The sequence below is a fragment of the Gemmatimonadaceae bacterium genome (assembly GCA_019637445.1).
Classification (GTDB): Bacteria; Gemmatimonadota; Gemmatimonadetes; order Gemmatimonadales; family Gemmatimonadaceae; genus Pseudogemmatithrix.
Genome location: JAHBVS010000001.1, coordinates 1899342 through 1911321, shown reverse-complemented (window position 1 = coordinate 1911321; position 11980 = coordinate 1899342). Strand labels below are relative to the sequence as shown.

Genomic DNA, 11980 nt, shown 5'->3' with positions numbered 1-11980 from the left:
CGCGCGACGAGCGTAAGTTCCCTGTCCCCAAGCCCCCTGTCCGTGACCCCAGAAAGTCACCGCCGCGTCCTGCTCGTGGACGACGACACAGCCGTGCTGCAGTCGTCGTCCATGTTGCTGAGCCGTGCCGGTTTCACGGTGGATTCCGTGGCCTCGGCGGAGGAGGCGATCGCCCTACTGGGCTCGCGCACGTACAGCGCCATCCTGTCCGACATCAACATGGACGGGATGAGCGGGCTGGACCTGCTGAAGGCCATTCGCGAGCGGGATCTGGACACGCCGGTCATCCTGATCACTGGCGGCCCGTCGCTGCAGACGGCCATTGATGCCATGGCGTGGGGCGCGCACCGCTACCTGCTGAAGCCCGTGGGCCCGCGCGAGCTGATCGAAGCGATCACCCGCGCCGTGCTGCTGGCCGATCTCGCCCGGCTCAAGCGCGAGGCATTCGCGCTCCGTGGAAGCCGCACCCTGCCCGTGGACGACGAGCAGGCGCTGCACGAGGGGTTCTCGCGAGCCCTCGCCAAACTGACCATGGTCTTTCACCCCATCGTCTCGCTGAAGGAACAGCGGGCGGTGGGCTTCGAGGCCTTGGTGCGCTCGACCGAGCCGACGCTGGAGCACCCCGAGGCGCTGCTCGGCACCGCCAGCCTGCTCGGACGGCACGAGGAACTCACACGCAGCATCTACGAGCGCATCGCCGCACGCGCCACCGACCTGCCGGACGAGGCACTGCTCTTCGTGAACGTGCATCCGCCGGACCTGCTCAACCCCTCGCTGCACGGCATCGGTTCGCCACTGGCGCCGTACGCCGACCGCGTGATCCTCGAGATCACCGAGCGGGCAAGCATTGAGAAGATGGGTGACATCACCGACATCGTCCGTGACTTGCGACTACTCAAGTACCGGCTGGCGGTCGACGATCTCGGCACGGGCTACGCCGGATTGTCGTCGTTCACGCAGCTGAGCCCGGAGTTCGTGAAGCTTGATCGTTCGCTGGTGGACGGCATCGACCGCAATCCGACCAAACAGCGCGTGGTGAAGGCGATGACCACGCTTTGCGCGGACCTTGGGATGCGCGTGATCTCGGAGGGCATCGAGACCAAGGCTGAGTGTGAGACGCTCACCGGGCTCGGCGCCGACCTGCTGCAGGGCTACCTGTTCGGGCGTCCATCGCCGGGATTCTGGGACCCGACGTTCTGACCTTGCGCCGGCGCGTCGCGCCAGCGTCGCCAGCGTCGCCACCGTCGCGTGCCGGTCGTCGCAGAGCGACGCAGACCCATTCGGGCACCGGGATGCGGTATCTTTCGATGACGGCGCGGCCCGGTCCGCGCGCCCTTCTCCCCGTAGACCGAACGTCATGACCCAGGACACGCTCGTCGGCCATCCCCCGCTGACCTCGTTGTCGGAGGACGAGCAAGCATTCAAGGACGCCGTCGCCGAGTTCGTGAACGGCGAAGTGCGCCCGCGCGTGATGGCGATGGAGCGCGAAGCGAAGCTCGACCCCGGTCTCATCAAGGCCTATTTCGAGATGGGCCTGATGGCCATCCAGACGCCCGAGCGTTACGGCGGTGCCGGCGGCTCGGTGATGATGGTGACGCTGGCTGTTGAGGAGATCTCCAAGGCGGACGGCGCGTCGGCGATCATGGTGGACGTGCAGAACACGCTGGTCGCGCATCCGCTGCTCGCCGGCGGCACGCCCGAGCAGCTCAGCAAGTGGATGCCGCGCCTGGCGACGGAGACCATCGGGGCCTACGCGCTCTCCGAGGCGTCGAGTGGCTCCGACGCCTTCGCCTTGCAGACGCGTGCCGTGCGCAAGGGCGATGGCTGGGTGCTGAACGGCCGCAAGCTGTGGATCACGAATGGCGCGGAGGCCGGACTGTTCGTGGTCTTCGCGACGGTGGATCCGGACAAGGGCTACAAGGGCATCACGGCGTTCGTGGTGGAGCGCGAGATGGCCGGGTTCTCCGTAGGCAAGAAGGAGGACAAGCTGGGCATCCGCGCGTCGAGCACGACGGAGCTGATCCTCGAGGATGTCTTCGTGCCCGACTTCAACGTGCTCGGCCCGGTGGGCCAGGGGTACAAGCTGGCGATCTCGTCGCTCAACGAGGGGCGTGTCGGCATCGGCGCGCAGATGATCGGCGTGGCGCAGGGCGCGATGGACGCGGCGATTGCCTACCTCAAGGAGCGGCAGCAGTTCGGCAAGCCGCTGGTGGAGTTCCAGGGCATCCAGTTCCAGCTGGCGCAGGCGGCGACGGAGCTGGAGGCCGCGCGGCTGATGGTCTACAACGCGGCGCGCATGCGCGATTCGGGACAAGACATCGCCCAGGCTGGCGCGATGGCCAAGCTGTTGAGCTCGCAGGTGGCCGAGCGCGTGACCTCGCTTTGCGTGGAGCTGTTCGGAGGCTACGGCTATACGAAGGACTATCCCGTCGAGAAGTTCTATCGCGATGCGAAGATCGGGACGATCTACGAGGGGACGTCGAACATGCAGCTCTCGACGATCGCGAAGGGGATGTTGAGATGAAGGAGGAAGGATGAAAGGTGAACGGCGATGCGGAGCCAGAGTCCGCATCGCCGTTCACCTTTCATCCTTCATCCTTTCTCCTCCCTCGCCGTCCAGGGTACTGATCCCGACGTACACCAGGATGGTCGTCACCAGCGTCAGTCCGGTGACCGTGACGCCCGCAGGCAGCGTGAGCCAACGAATGAATGCCGCGGTTTCCAAGCCAAGCGTGAGCAGCAATCCCGTGACGATGCTGGCGACCGCGGCGTTGCGTGTGCCGCCTTCCCACGTGAGGCCAATCGCGAGAGCCGGCACCAGCGTGCAGGCGAAGAGGCCGTAGCCGAAGATCCCCAGGAAGGCGACGAGAGTGCCACTCAGTTGTGCCGTGAGCGCACCCGCCACGCTCAGGACAATCGTCCACGCGCGTGCGCGGCGTAGCAACGTTGCCGCGTCAGTCTGGCGCCCGAGTGCCTTTGGCAGGTCGTGCGTGATGGCGGCCGCGCCGATGCTCAGGAACGAGTTCACGGTGCTCATGATGGCGGCGGCTACGCCGGCGAACACCAGCGCGGCTACCACGGCCGGCACGTAGCGCAGGAGGAAGCTCGGCGTGGCGTCGTCAGGGCGAGCCAAGGGCTCGATCGACCCGCCGACCACCAGGGCCTTCATCGCCACGCCCACGCCGACGAAGAGCAGCTGCGCGAGCAGCATCGCCACGGTCATCAGTGCGGGATACCAACGCAGGCGACGTGGGTCCTTCAGCATGTAGTACTTGTGCGCGATGTGCGGCTGACCGAGTGAACCCACCGCGAATACGAAGAAGAAGCTCAGCGCGACCATCGCCCCCCGGCTGCCCCAGGGCCCAAGAAACTGCGGGTCGATGGCTGCAATCGCGCGCGTCATCGCCGAGAGCCCGTTGCCGGAGTCCAGCGCAAACACGAATACGGTGCTGCTCGCCACGGCCATCAGGCTGCCTTGGAAGACATCGACCCAGATGCCGGCGAGGATTCCACCACTGGCTGAGTACGCGAGTGTGACCAGCGCCCCGATCCAGATTCCAGTCGTGAGACCGACACCGAACAGCACGTCCACCACCAGGCCAAGCGCGAGCACATTCGTCGCGAGGTAGCCGACGATGCCGACGACGATCGCGATGGCGCTCAGGCCCTGCGCCGCGCGCGATTTGTACCGGTGGCCGATCGCGTCGGGGATGGTGACGAGGCCCTGCGCGGCCCCGAGCTCACGCATTCGTTTGCCGAGCACCAGCGCGCCGTAGGTGTTCGTCAGCGCCGCCGGCAGGATGATGAACACGGCGGTGAAGCCGACGGCGTACACGAGTCCCGGCCCACCGATGAAGGCGAAGCCCGAGAGCGTGGAGGCCATCGCCGCGAGCGCGAACGGCAGCAGGCCGATGCTCCGACCGGCCACGAAGAAGTCCTCGGCCGTGCGCGTGCGGCGTGCGGCCAGCCAGCCGATGCCCGCGCAGGCAAGGAAGTACGCGAGGCCGACGGCGACGATGACGGATTGGCGAGACACGATGACGTCAGTCCCGACTCGCGGTGTCCGCGCGATCAACCTCACGCGGGAAGGCCCAGGCGTAGGCCAGCGGCAGGAGGATCAACGGCACGGCGCCCGCAAGCAGCAGGAGCACTGCAGTGGATCGCGGAAGGCCGAGCAACATCGGCCCGGCAGCCTCGGGGGCCGCCGCCGCAAGCGCGAGCGCGAAGCCCGCGAAGGTGAAGGAGCAGGCCAGCAGCACGGCGGCCTGCAGGCGCGGCGCGCGCGGTCCGGCGCCGAGCAATCCCAATCCTGCCAGCGTGAGCATGGCACCGAAGGCCAGGCACCAGGGACCCAGAGCGCCGGTGACCTCGCCGAACGCCAATCCGTATGCGGTCGCCACGGAGATGGCCCCGAGCCCCAGCAGGGCGATTGGCAGGCGCTGATGCATCGGCCAAAGATACGCGCCGGCAGCGCGGACACGCGGCGCGAAGCTCTTCCCCTCAGGGCAACGCGTAGCGCTCCAGAAACTGTTCGCCATCCGCGTTCTCACGGAGCACGTACACCCCACGCGACGTCACCTGCACCACGCGACGTCCTGCCGGCAGCGTCACCTCCTGCACACGGCGACCCTCGCCGTCGAATACGTCGTATCGCGCAGGCCGCGTCGGGTCGCCGTCGCGCGAAACCCATAGGCGATTTCCTGGCGCGGCGAACACGCCGTTCGCCTGGAAGGACGCGTGCGACACGGCCCATTCGGTGATCTCCACCTGCCGCGCGACCTGTCGGTCGTCCGGGAGCGCGTCGCGACCCATTCCACCGTTTTCGCCGCGCCCGGAAATGGGGTTCGTCGCAGCAAACTCCCTGACGAATCGACGCTTGTCCGCAGGCGTGACCGGCCGCGGCTCGGCCGCCTGCACGGGGCCGCGACTCCACGTGCCGTCCGGCGCACGCCGCTCCACCCGGTAGGGAGAGTGCCGGACCACGCGGATGCCGCCGTCCGCAGTCACGAGCCACGCATCCTGACCTGCGAAGCCGACGGTGGGGATACGCGGTTCCTGCGACGGGCTTCGGTCCTTGCGGTACCGCGTGCCCTGCACCGTGAACAGCGTGGTCTCGCGATCGCTGCCGGGCTGCCACGCCACGATGCGTACCGAGTCATCCGGCAGCGCGGCTGGCCCCTCGGCCCAGGCCGGCACGGCGTACGCCCAGGACCCATCACGTAGTAGGCCGCGCACGCCCATCCGGCCAGGGCGTTCCACGACGGTCGCCCGCACCACCGCTGCATCTGGCGCAACCACGACAAGGCGTGAGTTGCCCACGTCCAGCACCGCCGTGGAATCGCCGAGTGCGACCAGACCCATCGGGAGCCGCACGTTGCGCGGACCGCCGCCGTCGGTCAGCACGTCGACGCTCGTGCCGCGCGAGAGGTCCACGAGCGCCACACGATTCTCGATGTAGTCCGCCACCAAGACGCGGCCGTCCGGGAGTTCCCGCACGCCGCGCACGGAGCTGAACGGTTCCGCGAACTGCGCCACGGGGCGCGTGAGTGAAATGGCCTGCGCCGCCGCGCTCGCTGGTCCGAGGACCAAGAGCACGACGGCGCAGGAGACAAGCATTCGAGTCGGCGAAGGGAGCACGAGCATTGGACCGCCCCCTCCGCCGCAGGGTTGCTTAGCGGGTCCCGATCAACCCGTTGAACACCAACTTGAACGTCCCGTGCGGCTGCGCGCGGAACAGCGCCTCGGGGCCGATCAGCCGGACCATGCCGCGTCCGACCTTGGCATCGGCGGCCGCCACGCCACCCTCGAGGAAGTTCTCGCCCCAGGCCCAGCCGCTACGCAGCGGCGTCGCCGTGTCGAACCAGGCAATCGGCGTCACGCCCTTGGCCACCGCATCGGGCGCCAGGCGGAACACGGGGCTGTTGTCGAACATCACGATGGCGCGGTCCTCCATCCCCATCGCCCCGGCGGTCTGGTTGTTCACCGCGACCTCGAGCAACGAACCCGGCACGTAGAACTGCTCGCTGCCCAGCCCACGCTCGCCACCGTCCGGCATCTTCTGCACCAGGTGGTCGCTCATCGGCAGGCCGAAGTGTCCGGCGATGTTGGTGGAGCTGCCGATCGTGATGACCGCACCGCCGGCCTCCACAAAGCGCTTGAGCTGCGGCAGCGTGGTTTCCTGTGTCACGTTGCCCAGCGCCTTGCGCCACTCCTCGGGCACGGACTCGGGGTTCGGGCCACCACCGCCGAATCCGCGGCCACCGCCCGGGCCGTCGCCGGAACGCATGGCGGGAATGGCGCCGTCGGGGAAGATGATGACGTCGTACTTGGCGTTCAGGTTGCCGGCGTCGAGCTCCTGCGGGAACACCACCGTGTGCGGGAACTCGTACTGCTCGAGCAGCCAGCGCGTCCAGCCGCTGGGCATGGAGCCGCCGTAACGGTCCCAGAGCGCGATGCGCATCGCCTTCACGGGCGTGGCGCCGCTGGCGTTGCCGGCCGTGAACGAGAGCCCGAGCTCACGCGCGGCGCGCTCGACAATCGGGCGGCTCGCGCCCGTCGCCGGGATGATCCAGCTGCCGTCCGCCTTGCGCGACACCGCCACGTTGGCCTTCAGCAGGCGATTCACGGCGATGAACGCGTCGTTGGTCGCGCCCGATAGTGCCCAAGTGGAGCCGCTCGCGACGGTGCCAGCCATCGGCGACACGCGGTTGGTCGGCGCGATCTTCTCAAAGGGCCCATCAATCGCGTCCATCACGCGGTCGTACTTCACGCCCATCTGCATCGCCAAGGTCCAGCCGGCGTTGTCATAGGGCGGCGTCGGCGGGCCGCCGGGGATCCGGAAGTCATTCGGATGATCCTGCGGCTCGAACATGTCGAGCACGTGCGCGCCGAAGGCCTGGCCGACCTTCACCACGTACGAGCCCGCCGGATAGCGCTTGCCGCCGTGCGAGAACGCCGCCGTGGCGCGATGCACGTCGATGCCGTTCTTCTGCAGCGCGACGATGAAGCGCACCGCCGTCGGGAAGTCACGCTGGTCCGCCGGGATCACGTAGGACCGCGGGTCGCGCTTCGCCGGATCGGCGAGCACAGCCATCATCTCCTGCGCGGCGGCCCCGCTGCGCGACTGCGCCGCGTTGCCGAAGCCGCCGAGGAAGGCCATCGGGTTGTCGCCCTGCTGCTGCGCGCGGCGCGCACGGTTCTCGGCGTCGATCTTGGCCTCCGCCGCCGCGATGCGCTTGGGCCACACGGTCCAGCTGTCGCGATTGCCCTCGGCGATTCGGTCGTTGCCCATCTTCCAGATGTTGTACAGGAAGGTCTCGCGGTTGCGTGCGACGACGTCCCACACGGCCTTGTTGGCCGTCACCGAATACTCGACCGACTGGCGGAACTTCCACTCGCCCGGCTTCACCGGCAGCGGGAGGTCGGCGCTGCCAATCTGCCGCGAGGCGATGAACGGAATCGAGATCGGCGTCGGGTTGCCGATGGTCTCCGTCAGCAGGCCGATCATGTTGTGGAAGTAGACCGTCGTGCGCAGGCCGCCATTCCACCAGGTGGAGTAGCCGGCGCCGAGGCGCATGGTCACGCCGCCCTTGTCTTCCTGCACAAAGCGGTTGTGCATCGCGCCGCCGACGACGTCGAGCCCTGTGCGGATCAGCGGATGGATGTTGAAGTTCATCGGGTCACGGAACGGCGGCGCGAACATCACGGTGCCCGCCGGGCCCGTCTGGTGATGGTTGTACATCACCTGCGGATACCACTCCGTGTAGAGCACGCGGTTCATGTTCTCCGACTCGGGCTGCGACGCGAGGTAGAAGTCGCGGTTGTTGTCGTGCCCGATGTACTTCTGGTAGAGCCGCGGCACGCCGCCGGTGGAGCGCTGGCGCTGGTTCGAGTTCCGCATGTACCAGTCGCTGACGAGCTCCATCCCGTCGGGATTGGCGTGCACGAACAGCACGATGAGGTCGTTGCGGAAACGCGTCGTCTCCGCGTCGTTGCCGGAGATGAGCTGCCAGCTCGACTCGATCAGCTGCTGCGCGCCCAGCACCTCGGTGGCGTGCAGGCCGCCGTCCACCCAGACGATGCCCTTGCCCTCGGTGGCCAGCTGGCGCGCCTGCGCGTCGGTCACGCCCTCGGCCCGCGCCAGGCGCTCGGCGATCTGCCGATAACGCTCGCGGTTCCGGAGGTTCTCCGGCGAGGAGACGATCGCCATGAGCTGGGGCCGGCCCTCGGCGGTAAGGCCGATGGTGTCGAGCACCATCCGGTCCGTCTCGCCGGCGAGCTTCGTCCAGTACTCAGCGAACTTCGAGTAGTTGGGGAGGACGTAGTCGGCCCCGATCTCGTGGCCGAAGAACTGCTGCGGGGATGTGAGCCGCTGCTGTGCCGCGAGCGGCAGCGCGAAGGCGCCGGCGAGCAGGGTCGCTGCGCGAAGGGAACGCCAGGACATCGTGACAAGACTCCGGGTGTTGGTGAGGTACCGCTTGGAGTCTACGCAGGTGGTCCGCTTGGTGCTGGGACGGGCGCTGTGGGCGTGCCGGGAGCATCTTACGGGGGTATCGTCGGCCTCTCTCCCACGCCTTCGCCATGCGAAACAACCATCGCCTTGTTGCACTTGCCGTTTGCCTCGGCCTCGCGGCGTCCCCAGTCGCCGCGCAGTCCGACCTCGCGATCTCGCAGCAGGAATTCGCCGCTCGACGCGCCGCCTTGGCGCGTTCCATCGGCGATGGCGTTGTGCTCGTGTACGGCGCCGTGGAACCGACGCCGGACTACCTGCCCTGGGTGCAGTCGGCGTCGTTCTTCTATCTGACTGGCCTGCGCGAGCCGGGCGCCGCGCTGCTCTTTGTCGTGAAGGGCGGCAAGGCGCAGGAACTCCTGTTCGTGCGGCAGCGCAATCCGGCCCAGGAGGTCTGGAACGGCAAGCGCGTCGGCGTGGACGGCACGCGCGCGGCCTTCGGGCTCGAAGGCCGAGACGTACGGGCGCTGGACCAGGTGCTCGACTCCCTGCTCCGCGACGAACAATCGCTGCACGTAGTCGGTGATTTCGGCGGCGCCGAGCACTCGCTGACGGTGCACACGCAACGCCTGCTCGCCCTACGCGAGCGTTATGCGCCTCGCAGTGTCACCGATGCGTCGGAGGCGGTGCAGGCGCTGCGTGGCGTGAAGTCGGCGGCAGAGTTCGATCGGCTGCGCATCGCCGCGGAGATTTCCGCACGCGGGCACCTCGCGGCGTTTCGCCTCGCGCAACCGGGTGTAGGCGAGTTCGAGCTGCAGGCGGCAGCCGAGCACGCGTGGCGGGCCGAGGGCGCGGACGGCCCGGGCTACCTGAGCATTCTCGGGTCGGGCCCCAACAGCACGACGCTGCACTACAACGAGAACAGCCGCGTCACCAAGGCGGGCGACCTCGTCGTGATGGACATGGCGGCGTCCTTCGATGGCTACTCGGCGGACATCACGCGCACGATTCCCGTGAGCGGCCGGTTCACCGATGCGCAGCGCGACATCTATCAGGTGGTGCTCGCCGCCCAGCTGGCGGCCGAACGTCAGGTGCGGGTCGGCAATGCCGCGCGGGCGATGACGGACTCCTCGACCGCGGTGCTGCGCGAGGGGCTGGCGCGGCTGGGACTGATCGAGTCACCCGGCGCCACCTACGACTGCGGTACGGCCGCGCGCGCGCGCCAGTGCCCGCAGATCGGACTCTTCTATATGCACGGGCTCGGGCACGGCATCGGGCTCGAGGTGCACGACCCCGACCAGTACTACGCCACGGGCGTGATCGGCGTGGGTAGCGCGTTCACACTCGAGCCCGGCATCTACGTGCGCGAGAATCTCGCCGAGGCGATGCCGGACACACCGCGGAACCGCGCGTACCTCGCCAAGATCGCCGCGGCGTTCACGCGCTACGCGGGCATCGGCGTGCGGATCGAGGACGACTACCTCGTCACCGCGAACGGCGTGCTCCGGCCGAGCAGCGGCGTGCCGCGCGACATCGATGCCGTGGAGCGGGTGATGACCGAGCCACGGACGCCGCGCGATCCGACGGTGATTGAGCGCTTTCGTCGATATCGCAGCGGCCGCTAGTCAGGGCCTTGGCGTGCCGGCGAGGATGCCGGCACGGATGCGCCGCGCCTTCGCGTCAGCGTTGGGATCGGGCTCGATGCGTCGCTCGACGCGCGGCTGCAGTTCCACGGTCGCGCTCAACACCAGCGACTGGCCCGCGCGCGTGGCGCGGATCGGCAGCATCGCGCCGGGCCGGCGGCCCCACACGCCTCGCCAGTAGTCCCCAAACCCGGGGTCGAGCACCGAGCGCCCACCCAGTTCCGTGATCACGTCACCGATCTGCAGGCCCGCGCGGGCGCCAGCGCCCTCGGGGTCGACGGCGGAGACCAGCACACCGTCAGGATGCTCGCGCAACAGGACGCCGAGCCGCGGTTCGGCGATCGAGTCCTCGACGAGCCGCCATCCTCCTCGTTGCAGCCAGTCAGCCCAGGGATACGTGTCCCGGCCGTCGAGATAGCGGCGCTCGAAGTCGCCCCAGGCGCGCCCGCGCGTCGCGCGTGCGACGGCGTTCCAGAAATCATCGTGCGTAAAGCCGCGCCCCGCGCGATACGTGCCGTCGTAGAGTTCACGCACCACGTGGTCGAGCGAGCGCTCATTTGCGCTGGCGTCGCGGATCAGGATGTCCAGGGCCAGACCTGCGAGCGATCCCTTGTCGTAGTAGAGGTCGCCGGTGCCGTCCTCGATGCCGATCCACGCCTGCAGCGAGGCGTCTTCGAGCGCGGTGGGTGGGCGCGCGGTCACGCTCTCGATCTTGTCGAGTGTAGCGGAGAGGAAGGCGGACTCATCGCGAATGCCACCTCGCAGCAGCGCCAAGTCGGCGTAGTAGTCGGTGATGCCTTCGCTCACCCAGAGCCACGGCGTGGGCTGCGCGCGGTCGTAGCGGTACGGTACGAGTTCTGATGGCCGCAGGCGCTTCACGTTCCACGCGTGCACAATCTCGTGCGCGTGGATGCTGAGCACGAAGGGTTCGTCGAGGAAGGAACTGCCCACCAGCGCCAGTTCGCTCTCGCTGTGCTCGAGTGCGCTCATTCCCGGCACGTCCGGATGCGCCACCTGCAGGATCGTGTAGCTCCGCCAAGGCAGGTCGCCGAAGACGGCGACCATGGGTTCGACACTGCGCATCGCGGCATCCCAGAGTGCGGCGCGGCGAGCGCCAGCGAGACTTCCCTCGGGCCAGGTCGCCAGACGCATCCAGCGCTCGCCCACCAGCGCAGAGTCGAGGTCGAAGCGACCGACGAACACGGGATGGTCCATCAGGTCGTGCACATCCTCGGCGCGAAAGACGTTGGTGGAGTCGTGTGGCGTCATGCCCGTGGTCACACGCCAGTCGCTTGGGACATCGATGGCGACCAGCGCCGGAGTGTGAGGGCGCCCCTCGACCTCGAGGAACAGGTTGGTGCCGTTGAAGAAGCCGAAGCCCTCAGTCAGCCAACTACCGGCAACATCGAGACGCTCTGCGCGCACTCGGTAGCGCAGCTCCACTCGACCCGATCGCTGCGGCCAGACGCGCCAGGTGTCAGGATCGAGCTTGTCCCAACGCAACGGTCGACCGGCCTGCGTGGCAGCGAACCCCATCACGCTGCGAGCGTGGTTTGCGATCTCGTACGCACCCGGTGTCCACGCCGGCATCGAGAGCAGCACGGGCCCAGTTCCCTGAACTGCGAACTCCGCGCGCAGCTCGAGCAGGCCGTCGGACACCTGCTGCGGGCCGACGCTCACGACGAATCGCAACCCGGTCACCGCGGCCGAGACTGGCGGTCGCTCCCGTGCCCCGAGGGTGGCTGCCTCGGGGGCGCGTCGCTGCGACGCCGCCGTCCCGGCCGTGAGGGCAAGCGCCGCAATGAGGCAGACTGGCCGCCAAACACCTATGTTCTGCATCCCGAAGCCTCGAACACGGCCGGTCTCGCCCGCAAGTGGGCGTATCGTT

General features: G+C 68.3%; 8 protein-coding genes. 3 read left to right on the top strand and 5 right to left on the bottom strand.

Annotation, left to right across the window (positions count from 1 at the left end; genetic code table 11):
• Positions 1–42 precede the first annotated feature (42 nt).
• Together KF709_08560 and KF709_08555 are read left to right on the top strand one after the other, a co-directional pair.
• Complete coding sequence (locus KF709_08560; protein ID MBX3174453.1) at positions 43–1200, top strand: EAL domain-containing protein; 1158 nt, start codon at positions 43–45, stop codon at positions 1198–1200.
• A gap of 157 nt (positions 1201–1357) precedes the next feature.
• Complete coding sequence (locus KF709_08555) at positions 1358–2524, top strand: acyl-CoA dehydrogenase family protein (GenBank protein ID MBX3174452.1); 1167 nt, start codon at positions 1358–1360, stop codon at positions 2522–2524.
• A 54-nt stretch (positions 2525–2578) separates the two neighbouring features.
• On the opposite strand, the gene KF709_08550 is transcribed toward KF709_08555, so the two are convergent.
• From KF709_08550 to KF709_08535, 4 genes are read right to left on the bottom strand one after another with little or no spacing between them, the layout of a single operon-like run.
• Positions 2579–4036 (bottom strand): hypothetical protein, encoded by a 1458-nt coding sequence (locus KF709_08550; GenBank protein ID MBX3174451.1) that lies wholly within the window; start codon positions 4034–4036, stop codon positions 2579–2581.
• A 7-nt stretch (positions 4037–4043) separates the two neighbouring features.
• Entirely contained in the window at positions 4044–4448 is a 405-nt protein-coding gene (locus KF709_08545; protein MBX3174450.1) for a hypothetical protein, read from the bottom strand.
• 52 nt (positions 4449–4500) lie between these two features.
• Positions 4501–5643, bottom strand: coding sequence for a hypothetical protein (locus tag KF709_08540; GenBank protein ID MBX3174449.1), 1143 nt, complete (start codon positions 5641–5643; stop codon positions 4501–4503).
• A gap of 28 nt (positions 5644–5671) precedes the next feature.
• Positions 5672–8443, bottom strand: a complete 2772-nt coding sequence (locus KF709_08535) for a peptidase (protein MBX3174448.1) — start codon at positions 8441–8443, stop codon at positions 5672–5674.
• A 137-nt stretch (positions 8444–8580) separates the two neighbouring features.
• Here KF709_08535 and KF709_08530 point away from each other — a divergent pair, with 137 nt between their 5' ends.
• On the top strand, positions 8581–10074 hold the full coding sequence (locus KF709_08530; GenBank protein ID MBX3174447.1) for an aminopeptidase P N-terminal domain-containing protein: 1494 nt from the start codon (positions 8581–8583) through the stop codon (positions 10072–10074).
• Here KF709_08530 and KF709_08525 read toward each other — a convergent pair whose 3' ends face one another.
• Positions 10075–11793: a M61 family metallopeptidase gene (locus KF709_08525; GenBank protein ID MBX3174446.1), complete on the bottom strand. Its 1719-nt coding sequence runs from the start codon at positions 11791–11793 to the stop codon at positions 10075–10077. It abuts the gene before it with no gap.
• Between the last annotated feature and the right edge of the window lie 187 nt (positions 11794–11980).

Coding starts and splice junctions, on each gene's coding strand:
- KF709_08555 (MBX3174452.1), top strand. CDS start 1,358: ATGACCCAGGACACGCTCGTCGGCCATCCCCCGCTGACCTCGTTGTCG.
- KF709_08530 (MBX3174447.1), top strand. CDS start 8,581: ATGCGAAACAACCATCGCCTTGTTGCACTTGCCGTTTGCCTCGGCCTC.
- KF709_08545 (MBX3174450.1), bottom strand. CDS start 4,448: ATGCATCAGCGCCTGCCAATCGCCCTGCTGGGGCTCGGGGCCATCTCC.
- KF709_08540 (MBX3174449.1), bottom strand. CDS start 5,643: ATGCTCGTGCTCCCTTCGCCGACTCGAATGCTTGTCTCCTGCGCCGTC.
- KF709_08535 (MBX3174448.1), bottom strand. CDS start 8,443: ATGTCCTGGCGTTCCCTTCGCGCAGCGACCCTGCTCGCCGGCGCCTTC.